Below are 18,851 nucleotides of genomic sequence, written 5' to 3' on the forward strand. Positions count from 1 at the left end.
TCTATTTCAGCCTTTCCCCGAACAAAGATCCTATCAGAGCTACCGCTACTCGTGCGGTTTGGTTTTTATTATCCAAAACGGTATTGACTTCTACAAATTCTGCGCTTGTGGCGATATTAGCCTCAGAAACTAATTCCATGGCGAGATGGCTTTCACGGTAAGTGAGTCCACCAATAACAGGTGTTCCCACGCCCGGTGCATGCAACGGGTCCATAACGTCCATATCAAAGCTTACATGAACACCATCCGTATCATCGGACACAATCCGGATTGCTTCTTCCATGACTTTTGCCATCCCCAGCGTATCAATTTCATGCATTGTGAATACAACAATCCCCAGTGCTTTCAGGAGAACTTTCTCCCCAGGGTCTAAATCCCGGACTCCGATCATGACAATTTTTGCTGGGTCCAGTTTGGTTTGGATGCCGCCGATGGCTAGTAATCGTTCATGCCCCCGGCCTAAACTCACTGCGACTGACATTCCATGAATATTGCCGGAAGGTGAAGTTTCAACGGTATTGATATCACCATGGGCATCAAACCAGAGAACCCCCAGCTTTTTTTTATGTTGTAATACGCCAGCCATGGTTCCGATAGCAATGCTATGATCGCCGCCGAGAACCAGTGGAAAATGTTCTTTGTCCATTTCTTCATTAATGCTTTGACAAAGTTCACTATTCACTCGTTCAATTTCATTCAGGTATTTTAGGCTTTCACCTTCTGTTTGGCAGACATCGGGTCTATTCACGATAAGGTCACCGCGATCATCGATCTCATAGCCGATGCTCTCAAGCTTGTCCCTCAGTCCTGCATGGCGTATGGCATTTGGCCCCATATCCACGCCTCTGCGGTCTGCGCCCAAATCCAATGGAACTCCAATGATTGAAATACGATTATTCATATTAGGATTCATATCAATCCCCTTTCGACTGTATTGGTTGTAGTTGCTTTGGCGATAGGTTTGTTATCTCAAATGTATTATGTTTATTAGAATTTTTGATATTCCTATCAACTTGGATTATTATAACATATCTTCCTGAAAAATGTGGGACTTAGACAAAGGCAGCCGAAAGAGAAGCGTATTAAACAGTAAAGGCGATGCCCAATAGGCATCGCCTTTACTGTTTAATGCTAACGCCGATTTAGCGCAGACGTCTGATATCATCCTTTTTCCTTCTGCTTTCCTGGAAGCGATTCCAAGCATAACGACCGGCCATAAAGATTAGGCCAATAATAATGACGTTAAAGAACATGCCGATAAGCTCAGAAAACATACCGGATGAACCAAAGCCAAACATGTGGCCAAGCATACTGCCTAACAACATGCCGCCGCCAAATAATCCGGCATTACGTAAGAAGCTGCTGCCTGTTGATTGTTGTGCCTGCTGCTGTGTTTTGGCAGCTGTTGCCGGGGCTTTGTCACTATAGCTATTTGCGGGTGCGGACGGTTTATATTCTGATGTTTTATTCGGGGATGTTTGGGAAGTACTCGGGGCCGACTGCGTTGTGTGAGGCGAGGATTTAGGTGCTGATACACCTTTTGAACCGCCGATAGCAGCGAAACTCATGGATTGGAAAGCAAACATAAATACAAAGGTTAATAGTAATAATTTTTTCATGTTATTCCTCCTTATGGGATTTTACATCTTCAGGGAAAGTATAAATTTCCGCCAAGTTAGGCAGTTCACCTGATAAATAGCGGTCAATATCGTGTACATCCACATAGAAAGAGCAGGAGACTTCCAAATACCCCTGTTCTTTTCCTTCACTTAAATTGCGAATTGACAGCAATCTTTCTCTGAGCTTCAGACATTCTTCTTCTGAGGCCTTAACCCCAAGTGTGACTAAGGGAGTTCCATAGTCGCGAAGCACTTCATGCAAACTTAATCTTTCGGACATCGTACATTCTCCTTTTTGTTCTTACTCAATATATAATAAAAAGACTTTGCCTACATGAATAAATCACATAAGCAAAGTCTTACCGGCACAAATCTATTATGCCAACATAACCGGGTGCTTTCAGCACCGTATTGACGACTATGTTGTAAAGGTTACTCCCTTTGCAAAGCTATATCGTTGACATAATTATAAAAGAGCTTGGCAAAAATGTCAACTCATTTTGTTGATTTATCCAATGAGCTTCCCGTATCCTGCTTGGTTGCCAAGATCAGGTACCGACTCATAATCGGCTAGGAGCAGTAGTAAAGAATATGATGTGAATGATGATTTTTTTTTTCGAAGTATCCTAAACTAGGTCTTTTGGCGGATTAAGTTATTGTTTGTTAATCGGTATAATAGAGTTGATAAAGACTATCTATTAGACGAGAATATTATGGATGATTTTTTGGTGAGAGGGGGATTCAGTATTATGGCAGCCAAAATGGTAGTAGTACAAAATTTAAAACCGGGAGATATTCTTGCGGATGTGGTTCTTTCGATGAGTGGCAAGATACTTCTTGGTAAAGATATTACATTGAGTCCGAGACATATTTCTTTATTGAAAACCTGGGATGTTCAAAATGTATTTATTAATTCTGATGAAGAACAAACGGTAGTTGAGGAGCAATCAGTAGCTGAAGCACAGCCAGTTGCTGATCCGCTACAGCAAAAGACCCAAAAAGTGAATTCAAAGGAGTATTTTGAATTCGTAAAACAGCAGAACTTAATTATTACGGATGTGGCCAAGAATTTCGACGTTATTAGAAATTTACGTATCATCCCTGTTTCTCATTTAAAAGATGCTGTTGAGAACATCCATTCATCTATCGCAACCAATAGCTTTGAAGTTATGAACTATTTGCTTGTAGGTGATCAGAAGTTAACCGATTTTATTCCCCAGCATTCGGTGATGGTAGCTTATTTTTCCGGACTGATTGCTCGTAAGATGAGGTGGGATGAGGGTGATATAGCAGGGGTAGCGCTTGCTAGCCTTTTACACGATATAGGAAATCTAACAACAAATAAAATCGATGATTCACGTGTTCAGACTCATATTGCCGAAATGGCTAGCTTATTTAAGAAAACAAAAGGGCTTTCTAATGAAGTGATTTTAGGGAGTATCCAACATCGTGAACGGGCGAATGGGAGTGGGTTCCCAACCAGGGTCAAGGGTGCTCAAATCCATCCTTATGCTAGAATTATTGCAGTTGCTGATTTTTTTCATAATTTGGCCTATACGGATAAATATGCCAATCCCTTTCCTGTATTAGACAGAATTGTACTTGAAATGTTTGAAAAATTTGATCCGCAGGTGTGTATGGCTTTTGTTAATCAGGTGAAAGACAGTTTACTATTCAATAGGATTCTTCTTTCCAATGGACAAGAAGCTCAAATTATTTTTTTCCATCCTAATACATACAGTTCACCTGTAGTCAAGACTATGGATGGTCAGATTATTGATTTAGCGAAATGTCCTCAGTTGAATATTCATCAGATTGTGACTTCCAAATAACGAGGTTAGTTTCTTGCCTTGTTATTGAATTTTGGCTATAATAACTTTAGTAATCAATATTTTCGTAAGCTTATTTTGGTTATTATAGAACATTTGGCATTGGAGCCCTGTTCCTTTTAGGAAGAGGGCTTTCATGTTATGTTGGGGTGACATGATGGCGATAACAGTCGGTGAAGTATTGAAATTAGCTCCATTGCAAGAAATCATTTTGATTGCAGGGCGAGCTGGGCTTGGACGTGTCATTGAATGTGTAGATGTTTTGGAGGTTCCTGATGTAGCGGGCTGGCTGCGCCAGGGAGAATTCGTAGTAACAACCTGTTATGCAGTGAAAGACGATCTCGAAGCGCAACTGAATATCTTGAAGGTTATGGAAAAGGTAAAAGGGGCGGCTGTAGCAGTTAAATTTGGCCGTTTTTTGGGGACTGTTCCATTGCCTATGAAAGAACTGGCTGATGAATTACACATTCCGCTGTTGGCGATTCCGGATCACCTTTCTTTTATGGATATTACCCTGCCTGTGATGACGGCTATTATTAACGAGCAGTCTTTACAACTTAAATATTCGGAAGAAGTACGGCAAAGGATGATCCAAGTAATGTTAGGTGCCAGCAGCTTGGAACCGGTGAGTAAGACGTTAGCGGAACTGATTGTTCACGATGTTGCCATTTGCAATGAAGAAATGCAATATATTTCCATGTCAGGAATAACATTCTTCAAGGAAAAAGTATGGGCAGAAAGTGATATACGATGTTTGCAGAGTACAGGAAGTTTAAACAATGAGATCGCTGCTTTTCCAATTAAAGTTCGTAAGCGTTGTTATGGCTATATTTTAGTGGATTGCCGGGTTTCATTGACAGAGCTGCATTATGTGGCTATTGAACATGCGATTACTTTGGCAGCAGTGCAACTGGTAAAAGAAGAAGCAGTGCAGCAGGCGCAGCAAAGCTATTATCGCGATCTATTGGAAGATTTAATTTCTGGTGCCTTTAAATCACGCGAATTGGCTGTTAGCCGGGCGGAATCATTAGATCTTTTGTTGAATAAGCCCCAAGTGATTTTAGTGATTGACATTGACCATTTTTCCGGGTATATCATGCAAGAAGGTATCGATTATGAGAGTCGGGCTACTGAGTTAAAACAGCATATGGCGTATATAGTGAATACTTTGGTGCAGCGGTTTGCCTGGCGTACCTTGGTTGTGCAGCGCAGTGATAGCGTAGTGGTCATTATGCCTGTTTTACGGCAGGGAGGCTCGACGCTTCGCGGCACTCCTTTTCATTCGGATTTGGAAGACTTAGCACAGACTATTCAGAAAAAAATTACGGAAAAATATCCTGAAATTACAGTTTCCATTGGGATTAGCAGTATTGTAGAAGATCCTCTCGATATTGCTGTTAAATATCAGGATGTGAGGAGTGTCATTAAGCTAAATCAAAAGGTACAAGGTGAGGGAAAGATTGCTTTTTGGGAGGATTTTGAGATTTATTTGCTGTTAGAGAGGCTTGGGCAACCGATTGAACGATTTTATCAGGTCAAGTTGGGCGCTTTACAAAATCCGGCTGTGAAAAATCGTAAAGAACTATTAATGACCTTAAAGACTTATTTGGAATGTCAGGGGAATTCAATTGAAACGGCAGAAAAATTATTTATTCATCGCAATACACTTCGTTATCGCCTGCAGCGCATTGAAAAAATTTTGGGGCGCGATTTATCTCAATCGGAAGAAAGATTTTCCCTCTGGCTGGCATTAAAAATAGGCACTCTTATCGAAAAAGAACGATAGTTTATTCAGACCGTACAAAAAGACGGTCTTTTTTTTATGCGCATTGCACGAAGAAGTTTGTCTTTTTTAAGAGTAGTATAAATGTAGTGCTTCATGAAGGAGGTATATCAGTGTTAGCTGTTATTCGCGTTTTGACTATTGAACAGGACGCTGTGTTGGAACAGCATGGACAAGTTATTTGGAAAAAGTTCAAAGTTCCAACGACAAGTTATTGTATTCCTGCACAATCCAAGGGAATTTATGATGAGGCCACAAAATTGCAGGCTGTGCCTAAAATAATCGAGACCATTCATCAAGCGGAAAGGAAAGGTGCAAAGGCGATTTTTATTAGTTGTGCCGCTGATCCAGCACTAAAAGAAGCCCGCGCAGCATTTTCCCTGCCGATTATTGGGGCTGGTAGCGCATTGGCGGCGATGGGATTGGCTTTGGGAGAACGATTGGGTATTTTGAATTTAGTGGGGCCTACGCCGCCTGGAATTGTTTCTTTGCTTGGCCATCGTCTGGTGGCGGAAGCGAGTCCGCAGGGGGTCGCTAATACGACGGATTTACTGGCTCATAAGGAAGCAGCTTTGGTGGCAGCAAAGAAACTTCTGAAACAAGGAGCCGATGTAATCTTATTGGCATGTACCGGCTATTCTTCGATTGGTATGGCGCAATTTATTACAGATAAACTTGAATGTAGGGTAGTCGATGCCGTGGAAGCCGGAGGAGCGGTGGCTCGATATGTTTTAAAAGATGAATGCGAGGTGAAATAGTATGTCAGATCATATACCTGAAACAGACCATCCAAGGGCGTTAGAACCATCTGTTCTTATTGTCAATATTGTTCTGGCTGCTTTGGGGGCCATAATTGGCATGCAGATTATTACGACGTTAGGTGTTACACCCAATACAGCTTTGATTGGTGTGTTAGTGGCTGTTGCTTTATCGCGTCTTCCAGGCACTATGTTTGCCAAATATCGTTCGATACATCGTCAGAATTTAGTGCAATCCAATATTTCCTGTTCCACTTTTGCGGCAGCGAATTCGCTTATGCTACCGATTGGTATTCCTTATCTTTTTGGTATGCCGGAAATGATTATGCCAATGTTGATTGGTGCCGCGATGGGCATGCTGATCGATACGGCCATGCTTTACTGGCTTTTTGATTCGCGGGTATTTCCTGGAGAAGATGCTTGGCCTCCCGGGGTTGCGGCGGCAGAAGCTATTCATGCCGGCGACGAAGGCGGAAAAAGAGCCAGGCTGCTTGTATGGGGCTCTGTGATTGGCTTAATTGGTTCTTTTTTCAAAATTCCTATGTCAGCGTTTGGGACTGCTTTCATTGGCAATGTGTGGGCCTTGATGATGCTTGGAGTTGGTTTTTTGCTACGTGGATATTCGACTAGCCTCTTTGGAATGGATATAAATAAATTGTATATTCCACATGGCATGATGATTGGTGCGGGCATTGTGGCGGGCATTCAGATTTTGGCTTTGTTGTTTCGTCAGAAAGATACGCAGGAAGAAAAAGCAGTTTCGGCTGAAAGCCGCTATACACGGGAAGATGGAGATGTACGTAAAGGGCTCACGAAGGGATTCATTTTATATTTATTGGCTGCTCTTTGTTTAGCACTTATGGGTGGAATTTATTCGGTCATGTCGGCTGTGCAGCTCACAGAATGGGTCTTGTTTGCAGCGATTGCCTGTATTTTAGCTGAATTTATTGTCGGACTCTCAGCCATGCATGCGGGATGGTTTCCGGCTTTTGCCACTTCGTTAATTTTTTTGGTAATTGGCATTGTACTCGGCTTTCCGCCCGTAGCTTTGGCGCTTTTAGTCGGATTTATTGCTTCAGGGGGACCTGCTTTTGCTGATGCTGGTTATGATTTGAAGGCAGGCTGGATGCTTCGGCGCGGTCACGGATTGCAATACGAGCTGGCAGGGCGTTGGCAGCAGGTTTTAGCGGCTGTGACGGGATCTATTGTGGCGTTGATTATGGTTGCTAGTCTTTCTCATCTTTATTTCAGTCAAAATTTAGTTCCACCAGTTGATCGTGTTTTTGTAGCTACCATTAAAGCGGGCGTGGATGCGTCGATTATACAGAATTTAATGATTTGGGCAGTTCCGGGTGCAGTGATTCAATTTCTGGGTGGATCGAAGCGGCAAATGGGAATTATGTTGGCTACAGGACTATTAATTTTGAATATTAATGCTGGTTTGCTGATTCGGGTTGTGCTCCGCAAGATTAAGGGACCGGAATTTGATACAAATATGACGATTATGGCAGCTGGCTTTATTGCCGGCGATGCGATTTATAGTTTTGTTGATTCGGCTTTTCGAGCCAAATGGAAATAGGTAAAGGGGGAATAAAAATTGGCTTTGAAACAAGTATTAGAGACTTATGAAGTCATGGATAGTTCGTTTGTTAATGGAAAGGGCATTGCAGAATTTCTAGAAACGGTTGGAGTCAAAGATGTTACGGTCAAGCAAGTGGTTGGTGCAAAAGGCGTGACCGATTTTATACGTATTAAAATTTCGGGAAAACAGGGGAAGACTCAGGGCGGTTTGGCACCGACACTCGGTGTTGTGGGACGGCTTGGCGGATTGGGCGCAAGGCCTGAGCGGATTGGGTTTGTTTCGGATGGCGATGGAGCGCTTGCTGCCATTGCCGCAGCCATGAAATTAGGAGCGATGCAGCAAAATGGCGATTTTTTGGCAGGCGATGTGATTCTGTGCACGCATATTTGTCCTAATGCGCCGACGCGGCCGCATGAACCTGTTGCTTTTATGGATTCGCCTGTTGCTATTGCTGATATGAATGCCAATGAGATTGATTCTGAAATGGATGTTGTATTGTCGGTGGATACGACAAAAGGCAATCGAATTATTAATCATAATGGATTTGCTATTTCACCCACTGTTAAGGAAGGATATATTTTACGGGTCAGTGAGGATTTGCTTGAACTTATGCAGATTGTGACAGGCAAATTACCAGCCGTTTTTGCTATTACGACACAGGATATCACTCCTTATGGCAACGGACTATTTCATTTGAACAGTATTTTGCAGCCATCTGTTGCGACAGATGTACCGGTGGTCGGGGTTGCCATTACGACAGAAGCCCCTGTTTCCGGCTGTGCTACAGGGGCAACTCATTTGATGGATGTAGAATCAGTTGTTCGGTTTGTCATTGAAGTCGGTAAAGCTTTTACTCAGGGAAAATGCAGTTTCTTCGATTCTGAGGAATTTTCTTTGGTGAAAAAACTGTATGGTTCGATGACACATTTGCAGACGGCAGGAAAAAGCTGATTATGAGAGCGCTGGTTACTTTGACTGTTGCAGAGGGGAAGCAGCTAATTGCCGAATCCATTGCAATTATGCCGCAGGTACAGCGGGCTGTGATGCAGGGAAAGATTTTGTTTAAGGGAGGAACAACTGTATCCGCTGTGCTGGAACGCTTAACTGGACAGTGTTTGCGTATTTCTGGACGGATTAGTCCCCGAGGAACCAAAGGAAGTGGTACTGTGAGTCGGACAGCGCATAGCGTGCTGTTAGAACAGGGCAGGGTACAAAATATTGATACCTGTTTTGCAGAAACCGTGCAAAGTCTGGCATGTGAGGATGTTGCCGTGCTTGGTGCAAATGCACTTGATGTTTCGGGTCGGGCGGCAATGCTTTTTGGCAGTCCCCTTGGCGGAAATCCAGGCGAAGGCATGGCTGGACTTTGGGCTCAGGGATGCCAGGTGATGATTGCCTGTGGTTTGGAAAAGTTAATTCCTACCTCTATCGATGTTGCTATTCAGGCCGCTGGAATTCAATCGTTTGATTGGGCGATGGGAATGGCTGTGGGATTAACTCCGCTGGTTGGGACGGTCATTACAGAACAGCGTGCTCTGGAGCAGCTTGCGGATGTTCGTTGTGTGGTCATTGCTGCTGGCGGAATTTCCGGGGCGGAAGGAGCGCAAACGCTGGCGATTGAAGGAGAGCCTATCGAGGTGGAGAAGACTGTAAAGTTTATCTTGTCAATCAAAGGGGCAAGGACGAAGGGTGTGGCAGAAACAATGAAAGAATGTGTGTGCGGATCTCCCGGCTGCTCAATTCACCGTTCTTGTGCCTGGCGTAAAGCGCAGGGAGGCGATTTAAAATGGTAAAAAGAATCGGTGCGATTACAGTAGGACAGTCGCCGCGAACAGATATTGTACCGGAAATCAAAGAACTTTTAGGTAATGTGGAGATTGTGGAGGCAGGGGCACTGGATGGATTGTCTTATGAAGAAATTTTGCAGTTTGCACCATCGGAAAAAGACTATGTTTTGGTAACCAAGCTGCGGGATGGCCGTTCGGTGAAAATTTCTGAAAGCTATATACTGCAGCAAATTCAAAAGTTGATTGATCAACTGACTGCAGCTGGAACGGATGGCATTGTCATGTTTTGCAGCGGTGAATTTCCCGAGTTTTCTTGTAATCACCCGATTTTGTATCCACAGATATTATTGCAGCAGTTTGTCACAGTTGTTGCCAGGGGAAAAAAGCTAGGGGTTATCAATCCCGATGCTTCGCAGGCACCACAGGCATTAAAAAGATGGAGCAAGATACCTGTCGGTCAGATTGCCATCGAAGCGGCTTCACCTTATGCTGAGCCGGACAAGATTTGGCAGGCTGCTGATGCTTTGAGAAGCTGGGGCGCTGAAATGGTTGTTCTGGACTGCATGGGTTTTAATCAGGCGATGAAACAAACAGTGGCGCAGATTGTTGGGGTACCTGTTATTTTACCAAGAACGGTTGCTGCTCGGGCCGTTGCCGAACTGTTTGGCTAAAAATTTTGCGCTTTAGCGGTTTCCGATGATAAGAGAGGAAGTGTGAGAAGTGGCGAAAATTTTTTTAGATCAGCAGAATGTGGAATGTGCTGTTTATGGCGGTGCGGTGCTTGGTGGAGGAGGCGGTGGCTGGATTGAAGAAGGTTTGCAAATCGGTCATTTGGCTGTGGAGGTAGGTCCGCCGCAGCTTGTGACAATTGATGAATTGGCTGATGAGGACTTGGTTGTAGCTGTTTCTTTGGTTGGAGCGCCGGGAGCACCGGAAAAGTATGTGAATCCTATTCATTATGCCAAGGCTTTGGATTTATTACGCCGACAAATGAAGCGTTCAATTCACGGAATTACTACCAACGAAAATGGTGCAGGTACGACGGTCAATGGTTGGTTTCAGGCTGCTGTCAGTCAGCTGCCTGTTATCGATTGTCCCTGCAATGGCCGCGCACACCCTACGGGGCTTATGGGGTCGTTGAATTTGTCTGAGCTACCTGACTATGTCACGTATCAGGCGGCGGTTGGAGGGAAAAAAGACCGATATCTTGAACTCAGTCTTTCGGGATCTTTAAGCAAAGCGGCAGCTATGGTTCGACGGGCTTCAGTGGAGGCCGGGGGAATGGTTGCTGTAGCTCGAAATCCGGTTACGGCTGCCTATGCCCGGGAGAATGGAGCGCCTGGCGCGATTCGGCAAGCCATGGCTGTCGGAGAAAAATGGCTGTCCAATCAGGGGGAGGCGGCGATTGCTGCCGTAGTGGATTACTTAGGCGGCAGGGTCATTGTTGAGGGGAAGGTAACCGATTTCTCTATTCAAATGGAAAACGGGTTTGATATAGGAACGGCTTGCATCGAAGAACAGTATGAAATTACGTTTTGGAATGAATATATGACTTTGGAAAAACAAGGGGAACGGCTGGCCACTTTTCCTGATTTAATGATGACGTTCGATGCTCAAACAGGGAGGCCAATTGTGTCGGCGGCGCTGACAAAGGGCCAACGAATTGTTCTTATTGTTGTGCCGCGGAAAAATCTTATTTTGAGCAAAACGATGCAGAACAGGAATTTATTGCAGACTGTCGAAACGATTATTCATAAAAAGATAGTAGCTTTTTTATCAGTTGACGTATAAGTAAGAATTATTTGAGGAGTGTTTGTCGAGAAAAAAGAAAAATGGAGCGATAAGAATGCAGGAATCGTTAGTCAAAGTGAGCAAACAGTTTTTACAAAATTGCCTGGGATTGAAAGCGGGGGAATCGCTTTTGATCGTGACAGATGAAGTGAAAAAAGAATTGGCTGAGTCGGTATTTTTGGCGGGAAAAACATTAGGAGCCGAACCCATGTTGGCTGTGATGACGGAACGGGAAAAATCGGGTCAGGAACCGCCGAAGGTCATTGCATCAGCTATGGCAGCGGCACAGGTTGTCGTATGTATAACTGAGCATTCTTTGACTCATACGCAGGCTAGGAAAGCTGCTGCCGCTGCTGGGGCTCGTTTAGCGACGATGCCGGGAATTACATCGGCTATGTTTTTAGCTGGTGCCATTTCTGCTGATTATGCCAATATTAAAAGGGTAACGGAACGGATTACGGGACTCTTAACGCATGCTGAAAAAGTTAAAATAAATAAATCGGATTATTGCTTAACCTTTTCGATTGCAGGACGAACTGGAATAGCGAGTACTGGCGTCTATCTGAATCCGGGTGAATCAGGAAATTTACCTTCGGGTGAGGCTTATATTGCACCGCTTGAAGGGACAGCAGAAGGTCAGATTTTAGTGGATGCTTCTATCTCTGGTATTGGTAAGCTGGCAACTCCGCTCCTTTTAACTCTTGCTAAGGGACGATTGGTCAAGGCCGAAGGAGAAACTGGTGAAATTCTTCTAAGTAAGCTAGGTGAAGCCGAAGGACGTATGCTGGCCGAATTTGGTATTGGTACGAATGACAAGGCCAAAATTATTGGTGTCGTTTTAGAAGATGAAAAAGTTTATCGTACCATTCATGTAGCTTTTGGCAGTAACGACACTTTTGGTGGAAACGTTTCAGCTGGCGTGCATATTGATTGTGTCGTAAGAGAACCGGATGTTTGGCTCGATGATCGTCTCATGATGAAACAGGGACAATTTCAAGCGGATTAATTCATGCATTAAATTTGTTTTAACGTTTAAATGATGGGCAGTCCTGCAGTGTGTGTGGGTTGTGTTCCATTGGCAGCGCCTGAAGTGAGAATTCGGCCCATTCGTCGGATGCCTTCTTTTAGCAGGTCTTCGTTGTGTGTGACAAAGCACAGGCGTATTTCATTGCTGCGTGTCCCATTGGTATAGAAAGCGATGCCTGGTACAAAGGAAACGCCTGCTGCTGCTGCACGATGAATTAGTTCTGTTGTTGATGCGGGAGAATTTATGGTGCACCAGATATAAAAACCGCCTTCAGGTATAGTGAATTCCATATAATCATTACAATAGCGCCGGATCGCATGAACCATTGCATCGCGGCGTTTTTTATATTCAGATCGGACAAAAGCGAGGTGCTTGGATAGAGAATCCTCTTCTAGGCAGATGTGAAGGATCATTTGCGATAAGTTATTGCTGTGAAGGTCCACATGCTGTTTTTCTTGCGCTAAGCGATTGATGACGGGTTGAGCAGCCGTGACCCAGCCGGTACGGAGTCCGGGTAAAAGTGTTTTGGAAAATGTGCCAAGATAAATTACTCCGCCGTAGGTATCGAGGCTTTTCAGCGAGGCAGGAGGTTGTTGACCGTAATAGAGCAGGCTGTAAGGATCATCTTCTACGATGACGAGGCGATAATGTGCGGCTAAGCGGATTAATTCTTGACGATCCTGTAGTGACATGACGCGACCCGTGGGATTTTGAAAAGTAGGAATGGTGTACATCAATTTTGGACGATAGCGTATGAGATAATCTTCGAGAAGTTCTAAGTTCAGACGATCTGACGAGGGGAGGGTGAGGATACGGGCTCCGGAAGCTTCTAAGGACTGAATAGCGCCTAAGTAGGTTGGCGATTCTACAATCACGTAGTCTTGGGGTTCGATAAAGGCTTTTACGATAAGGTAGAGCCCTTGTTGCGAGCCAGATACGATCAAAAATTGATCGGCTGTGGCATGAATGCCGAACTGACCTTGCCAGTTTGCTAAGGAGTGTCTTAGTGGAAGATATCCTTCTGTTGCAATGTAGCCGTAGTCAGCAGCATCAGAAGGATATTTATTCGATGTTAAGGCTTTTTCAATGATGTTAAGTGGATAAAAAGCCGGATCTGGCATACCTGCAGCAAGGGATATGGTCTCATTCGCAGTCGGTGTAGCAATAAGGGTACGCAATATAGAAGACAGTGGCGATTGATATTGAGGAGTAAATAGTTGTTCCCAAGACATGGCTGTGGTTTGTTGATTCGTTATGGATAAATCGTTTACATAGGTGCCACTTCCGACTTTCGTAATGACGAGTCCGCGTTTTTCTAGCAGCCGATAAGCGTTAATTGAGGTAGTGCGACTGACTTCAAGTAGTTTGGCAAGCTCACGTTCAGGGGGGAGTTTTGTTCCCGCGGCAAGCGTAGAATCTTGAATTTTTGCAGCTAATCCATTTGCTAATTGTAGATAGAGTGGAGCTGTGTGCGTGGGTGCAATTCGTAGACCACCTAGAATTTTGGTAATATCCATTTAGCTATTTCCCCTCAATATTTTGAATTGGTATCTTATTTATATTATATTGGATATTTACAGTTTGATTCCTGCAGGGTAATATAAATAAAAAAACTGTAATCATGTATTGTACAGTCCTGACAATGAATGAGAGGGGGATGGGTTATGACAGTTACGTTTGCAAAAAGAATGAGCTTTTTACAAGCATCGGAAATACGCGAAATACTCAAGCTTACTCAAAAGAAAGAAATGATATCATTTGCAGGTGGCCTGCCAGCGGCAGAGTCATTTCCGGTGGAGGAAATGAAAAAAATTGCTGTAAAGGTTTTAGATGAGAACGGCAGCGATGCGCTCCAATATTCAACGACTGAGGGTTATGAACCTTTACGAGAAAAAATCGCGGAGAGAATGAATCGAAAATTTCAAACCAAAGTGAGTGCTAATAATATTTTGGTTACCTGCGGTTCACAGCAAGCTTTGGATTTTTCCGGCAAACTTTTTTTGAATGAAGGCGATATTGTCTTATGCGAAAGTCCGACTTATTTGGCGGCTATTAGTGCCTTGAAGGCTTACGGTCCTAAGTTTATAGCAGTGCCAACAGATGAGAACGGTATGATCATCGAAGAATTAGAAAGAATTTTAGCTGCTCAGAACAAGATCAAAGTCATCTATGTCATAACGGATTTTCAAAATCCAACAGGCATTACGTGGTCTTTAGAACGAAGAACGGCCTTTATGAAGTTAGTAAACGAATATAAAATTCCCGTTATTGAAGACAATCCTTATGGAGAATTGCGGTTTGAAAATCAGATTCTTCCTTCGTTAAAATCAATGGATACAGAGGGATTGGTGATTTTTACTAGTACCTTTTCAAAAACATTTTGTCCAGGGTTACGTATTGGCTGGATCGCTGCGGAACCTGAAATGATTGAAAAATATGTTTTAGTCAAACAAGGGGCAGATTTGTGTACTTCCATTAGAAGTCAAATGGAAATTTCATGTTTTATGGATGAATATGACTTTGATCTCAATGTACAAAAGTTAGTTCAATTGTATCGGACACGCCGCAATGTGATGGTTGATATGTTGGAAAAAACTTTGCCTAAGGGAGTGACGTTTACTCGTCCGCAAGGGGGATTATTTCTTTGGGTGGAGCTTCCGAAACAGATGAAAGCGTTGGATTTATTGCAAGATTGCTTAAAAAAACATGTCGCCTTTATACCGGGTGATTCATTTTTCCCTAATGGTGGCGTTGAAAACGCGTTGCGCTTAAATTATTCGAGTATGCCGGAAGAAAAGATCAGAGAAGGTATCAGGCGATTGTCGCAAGCAATAAAGGAATATGAAAAGAAATAGCCGGTGTGATGGATATAACGATGGAGGATTATCAATGAGAATGACTTTGCCTATAGTAATGGCGTTACTTGTTGTATATGTTTTTTGGGGGGGGACTTATTTAGCTATGAAGGTGGCGATTGAAACATTGCCTCCTTTTACGATGGCTGGAATAAGATTTTTGATAGCCGGAGTACTTGTGTATGTTTGGCAAAGGGTACGAGGAGTAGAAAAACCAAAAGCCATTCATTGGAAAAACACGGCTATCATTGGTGTCATCATGCTGTTGGGCGGCAATGGCAGTATCGTCTGGGCTGAACAATTTGTATCAAGTGGTATTGCCGCTATCGTTTTTGCTACGGTACCGTTTTGGGTGGCGTTGCTTTCCTGGCTTTGGCAAGGTGATAAACGGCCTAACCGTATGGTTTTCGGGGGATTAGCCTTGGGCATAATGGGTATTTCATTTTTGGTGAATAATTCTGTTGGCGAAATTTCAAATACTACCTCCCAATGGTTTGGCTATATTGCATTGGTTATTGCATCGCTTTTTTGGGCTGTGGGGGCACTCTACTCCCGTGTAGCAAAAGTGCCGTCATCACCTTTCATGGCTGCAGCACTGCAAATGATTGCTGGGGGAGCATCTTGCTTGTTGTTTGGATTTACAATGGGTGAATGGACACAACTTGATTTTTCTTTCGTTTCTATTCGTTCAGTCATTGCGCTAGGGTATTTAATATTATTTGGTTCAATTATTGGGTTTAGCGCGTATATTTGGTTATTAAAAGTGGCTGATCCCATATTGGTTACTACGAACACATATGTTAATCCGGTTGTGGCGGTCATGCTCGGATGGATACTGGCGGGAGAACAAATGACTATGAATGATGCCTTGGCTGCTGCGATCATTATCTTGTCTGTTATTATTATCAGTAAAGCCAACAATCGAGAAGTGGTGATGCCACCTGTGGAGGAGAAAGTAGCTAATAGGTATGCATAGGAATGACGGGATTATACTGAAGTATGCGAAGTAACTTATTTATCACTTTGTATAGGACTACGAATTTGTTAGAGGATTCTCAGAGAGTTTGTCAGTGAAAGGAGAAGATTTATTTGAAAACAATTGGTTTAATTGGTGGAATGAGTTGGGAATCGTCACTTGAGTATTATAGAATTATTAATGAAACGGTTAAATTAAAATTAGGCGGCTTTCATTCTGCAGAGTGTCTTATGTATTCAGTGGATTTTGAAAAAATAGAAGTTTTACAACATCAAAACAAATGGGATGAGTTAGCCAATATCATGGTTCAGGCTGCTGAAAAATTGAAAAATGGTGGCGCTGATTTTATTGTAATATGTACGAATACTATGCATAAACTAGCTAGTGATATAGAGGATAGAGTCGGAATAAAAGTTTTACATATTGCTGAAGTAACAGGCGAAAAAATTATTCAACGAGGAATAAGAAAAGTTGGACTTCTTGGTACTAAATTTACGATGGAACAAGATTTTTATAAAAAAATATTAAAGGAAAAATATCATATTAATGTTGTCATCCCTGATGCAAATGAGAGAGAAGGGATTCATGAAATTATTTATAACGAGCTTTGTAAAGGGATCATAAATGATGCCTCAAAGGAGAAATACCAAAAAATTATCAGCCATTTAGCATTAAATGGTGCGGAGGGAATTGTATTAGGTTGTACGGAAATACCTTTATTGATCAAACAGGAAGATGTTAAGATACCTGTTTTTGATACAACGACAATTCATGCTGTTTCAGCTGTTGAATTTGCAATGAAATAGATAATATCATTATTGAGGATTTGTCTTTGCACTGAGCACACTTTTTAGTGTGCTTTTTTTAATACTCTATTCATAGAATATTTCCATATGCTGAACTCTTATGAAACGAAAAGGGAGGGAGATCAATATGTTTGAGAAACTGCCTATAAAAGATGTGGACTTATTATGGCAAAGTAAATACTTAAGAGAAAGAATTATTAGAGTTGAGGGGCGTTATGTAATGATTCAAGAAGGGTCCATGCTGTCGCTTGGGGAAACACTTGAAGAAGTGAAACTGAAATTACAGAGAATAAAAAGGCATGATATTGTAAAAGATCTATCTTAGGTTATCGCTATTTTGAGCGGGGGGGCTGTTTTATGAAGCAAATATGGCTTGCAGGAGGTTGCTTTTGGGGCATTGAGGCTTACTTTATGCAACTGAAGGGAGTAATAAGTACAAGGGTAGGATATGGACAAGGCGTTACTAGTCAACCCACGTATCAGCAGGTATGCACAGGCATGACGGGATATACTGAAGTATGCGAAGTCACCTATGACGAACAGGTATTATCGAGTTAATCCATGTTGTTCAGTGCTGTTTTTAATCTTTGTATCCCTTCGACGATCTCATTTTCGTTCAGGTTGCCATAACCTAAAATTGCTTGATTTAATAGACTTGTATTGTTTTTATCAATGACATGTTGATGGGCAGAATAGATCTGAACTCCGTAATGCAGGATGTGACTCAATAATTGGGACGAAAATTTGATGGCTTTAAATTGCACTGTTAGATGGAGGCCCGCCGAGTTGCTCAGGATTTTAACATTGTTTGTAAAATGACGGTTTAGTTCAAGCATCACTTTGTTGCGCCGCTTTTGATAAATTTTATTCATCTTAGCCACATGGCGCTCAAATTGACCACTGTCGATAAATGATGCTAAAGCCAATTGGTCAATCGCTGAGGGTTGCTGCGTAGCATACCAATCTAGTTTATAAAATTTTTCCATAAGCGTGTTTGGCAGAATCATGTAGCCCAGTCTTAGCGTGGGGATTAATGTCTTGCTAAAGGTACCTACATAAATGACTTTTTCCGGGGCAAGTTCTTGTAGTGAGCTAATCGGACTTCCTTCAAAAGTGAATTCGTTTTCATAATCATCTTCTACGATATAAGAATTGGTTTCTCTAGCAAAGCGTATGAGCTGAATACGACGCTGGATGGGCAGTATTCCACCTGTTGGGAACTGCTGCGAGGGTGTGACGAGAATAAAGCTTGGCGGAGAAATAGATTGTTTAAGTAGGTAGTCAGTCTGTAATCCTTGTTCATCAATGGGTATGGGAACGAACTGGCAGCCGAGTGAAGATAAGTAACGTTGCAGTTGAATATTTAAGGGGTCTTCGATAATGACTTTGCGGTTGTGCGAAAGTAATAGTTGGGTAATTAATGTAAATGCCTGAGTCGATCCCGAAGTAACGATAATTTGTTTAGGGGAGCAAACAATTCCTCTTGTTTTAAATAAATAAGTGGCTATGGCAGTTCGTAATTTTAAACAGCCAGCGATGTCGTTATAGTCAAAATAGGAGACAGAGACATCCAATATTGTTTGAGTGAGGGTCTTTTTCCATGCTTTTCGAGGAAAGTGATCTAATGCAGGAATACCGTAGCGAAAATTAATCATATCGGATGGTGGACTTGTATCAAATTGATTTTCTGCTGAAAATTTTGACGGAAGTTGTGTGAGGAAAGCACCTGCTGCCACGGAAGTATAGGAACCTTGGCGACTTTCGATAAACCCTTCGATTTTTAACTGGTCGTAGACTTCTAATACAATATTTCTCGATATACTGAGTTGGGAAGCAAATTTTCTAGTAGCGGGAAGTGAATCTCCTTCACGTAGATGTCCGTTCAAAATGTTTTTTCTTATTTGTTGATAAAGTTGCTTTGTAATGGATAGATTAGAGGCGCGATTCACTGTTATGCCGTACATCAGATTTCACCTCAATATAATTGGTACTAAAAATATCACTGAAGATTGGTACTATGCACAACCAATTTTTAGTG

The 18,851-nt window shown here is 42.6% G+C and carries 19 protein-coding genes; 14 read left to right on the top strand and 5 right to left on the bottom strand.

Annotation, left to right across the window (positions count from 1 at the left end; all coding sequences use genetic code 11):
- Window position 1 precedes the first annotated feature (1 nt).
- The 3 genes from rocF to Ga0466249_RS02950 form a co-directional block, all read right to left on the bottom strand.
- Window positions 2-913, bottom strand: a complete 912-nt coding sequence (rocF, locus tag Ga0466249_RS02940; protein ID WP_215827920.1) for an arginase — start codon at window positions 911-913, stop codon at window positions 2-4.
- Between the two features lie 229 nt (window positions 914-1,142).
- Window positions 1,143-1,619 (bottom strand): hypothetical protein, encoded by a 477-nt coding sequence (locus tag Ga0466249_RS02945; protein ID WP_215827921.1) that lies wholly within the window; start codon window positions 1,617-1,619, stop codon window positions 1,143-1,145.
- A gap of 1 nt (window position 1,620) precedes the next feature.
- Complete coding sequence (locus Ga0466249_RS02950; RefSeq protein ID WP_215827922.1) at window positions 1,621-1,899, bottom strand: hypothetical protein; 279 nt, start codon at window positions 1,897-1,899, stop codon at window positions 1,621-1,623.
- Window positions 1,900-2,368: 469 nt separating this feature from the next.
- On the opposite strand from Ga0466249_RS02950, the gene Ga0466249_RS02955 reads away from it, so the two are divergent.
- The 9 genes from Ga0466249_RS02955 (at window position 2,369) to Ga0466249_RS02995 (ending at window position 12,155) form a co-directional block, all read left to right on the top strand.
- Window positions 2,369-3,451: an HD-GYP domain-containing protein gene (locus tag Ga0466249_RS02955; protein WP_215827923.1), complete on the top strand. Its 1,083-nt coding sequence runs from the start codon at window positions 2,369-2,371 to the stop codon at window positions 3,449-3,451.
- A gap of 133 nt (window positions 3,452-3,584) precedes the next feature.
- Window positions 3,585-5,234, top strand: coding sequence for a PucR family transcriptional regulator (locus Ga0466249_RS02960; protein WP_215827924.1), 1,650 nt, complete (start codon window positions 3,585-3,587; stop codon window positions 5,232-5,234).
- Between the two features lie 110 nt (window positions 5,235-5,344).
- Entirely contained in the window at window positions 5,345-5,989 is a 645-nt protein-coding gene (locus Ga0466249_RS02965; RefSeq protein WP_215827925.1) for an AroM family protein, read from the top strand.
- A 1-nt stretch (window position 5,990) separates the two neighbouring features.
- Window positions 5,991-7,568 carry an OPT/YSL family transporter gene (locus Ga0466249_RS02970; RefSeq protein ID WP_215827926.1) on the top strand — a complete coding sequence of 526 codons (1,578 nt, stop codon included), beginning with the start codon at window positions 5,991-5,993 and terminating at the stop codon, window positions 7,566-7,568.
- An 18-nt stretch (window positions 7,569-7,586) separates the two neighbouring features.
- Window positions 7,587-8,522: a DUF1177 domain-containing protein gene (locus tag Ga0466249_RS02975; RefSeq protein WP_215827927.1), complete on the top strand. Its 936-nt coding sequence runs from the start codon at window positions 7,587-7,589 to the stop codon at window positions 8,520-8,522.
- Between the two features lie 2 nt (window positions 8,523-8,524).
- Entirely contained in the window at window positions 8,525-9,364 is an 840-nt protein-coding gene (locus Ga0466249_RS02980; RefSeq protein WP_215827928.1) for a ubiquitin family protein, read from the top strand.
- The gene (locus Ga0466249_RS02985) at window positions 9,358-10,029 is read left to right on the top strand and encodes an AroM family protein (protein WP_215827929.1); all 672 of its coding nucleotides are present in this window, start codon (window positions 9,358-9,360) and stop codon (window positions 10,027-10,029) included. The genes Ga0466249_RS02980 and Ga0466249_RS02985 overlap by 7 nt, the downstream gene beginning before the upstream one ends.
- A 49-nt stretch (window positions 10,030-10,078) precedes the next feature.
- The gene (locus Ga0466249_RS02990; protein ID WP_215827930.1) at window positions 10,079-11,149 is read left to right on the top strand and encodes an S-methyl thiohydantoin desulfurase family protein; all 1,071 of its coding nucleotides are present in this window, start codon (window positions 10,079-10,081) and stop codon (window positions 11,147-11,149) included.
- A gap of 55 nt (window positions 11,150-11,204) precedes the next feature.
- Complete coding sequence (locus Ga0466249_RS02995; protein WP_215827931.1) at window positions 11,205-12,155, top strand: aminopeptidase; 951 nt, start codon at window positions 11,205-11,207, stop codon at window positions 12,153-12,155.
- Between the two features lie 26 nt (window positions 12,156-12,181).
- Here the strand turns inward: Ga0466249_RS02995 and Ga0466249_RS03000 are convergent, their stop codons facing one another.
- On the bottom strand, window positions 12,182-13,693 hold the full coding sequence (locus tag Ga0466249_RS03000; protein WP_215827932.1) for an aminotransferase-like domain-containing protein: 1,512 nt from the start codon (window positions 13,691-13,693) through the stop codon (window positions 12,182-12,184).
- A 147-nt stretch (window positions 13,694-13,840) separates the two neighbouring features.
- Here Ga0466249_RS03000 and Ga0466249_RS03005 point away from each other — a divergent pair, with 147 nt between their 5' ends.
- The 5 genes from Ga0466249_RS03005 (at window position 13,841) to Ga0466249_RS03025 (ending at window position 17,371) form a co-directional block, all read left to right on the top strand.
- A complete protein-coding gene (locus Ga0466249_RS03005) occupies window positions 13,841-15,031 on the top strand; it encodes an aminotransferase-like domain-containing protein (RefSeq protein ID WP_215827933.1) in 1,191 nt (396 codons plus the stop codon).
- Window positions 15,032-15,065: 34 nt separating this feature from the next.
- Window positions 15,066-16,007: an EamA family transporter gene (locus Ga0466249_RS03010; protein WP_215827934.1), complete on the top strand. Its 942-nt coding sequence runs from the start codon at window positions 15,066-15,068 to the stop codon at window positions 16,005-16,007.
- A 113-nt stretch (window positions 16,008-16,120) separates the two neighbouring features.
- Window positions 16,121-16,813 (top strand): aspartate/glutamate racemase family protein, encoded by a 693-nt coding sequence (locus Ga0466249_RS03015; protein ID WP_215827935.1) that lies wholly within the window; start codon window positions 16,121-16,123, stop codon window positions 16,811-16,813.
- A gap of 127 nt (window positions 16,814-16,940) precedes the next feature.
- Window positions 16,941-17,138, top strand: coding sequence for a hypothetical protein (locus tag Ga0466249_RS03020; RefSeq protein WP_215827936.1), 198 nt, complete (start codon window positions 16,941-16,943; stop codon window positions 17,136-17,138).
- Between the two features lie 32 nt (window positions 17,139-17,170).
- A complete protein-coding gene (locus Ga0466249_RS03025) occupies window positions 17,171-17,371 on the top strand; it encodes a peptide-methionine (S)-S-oxide reductase (protein WP_215827937.1) in 201 nt (66 codons plus the stop codon).
- Here the strand turns inward: Ga0466249_RS03025 and pdxR are convergent.
- Window positions 17,368-18,777 (bottom strand): MocR-like pyridoxine biosynthesis transcription factor PdxR, encoded by a 1,410-nt coding sequence (pdxR, locus tag Ga0466249_RS03030; protein ID WP_215827938.1) that lies wholly within the window; start codon window positions 18,775-18,777, stop codon window positions 17,368-17,370. The genes Ga0466249_RS03025 and pdxR overlap by 4 nt on opposite strands.
- Window positions 18,778-18,851: the final 74 nt, after the last annotated feature.

It is taken from the genome of Pelorhabdus rhamnosifermentans, from assembly GCF_018835585.1.
GTDB classification, from domain to species: domain Bacteria; phylum Bacillota; class Negativicutes; order UMGS1260; family UMGS1260; genus Pelorhabdus; species Pelorhabdus rhamnosifermentans.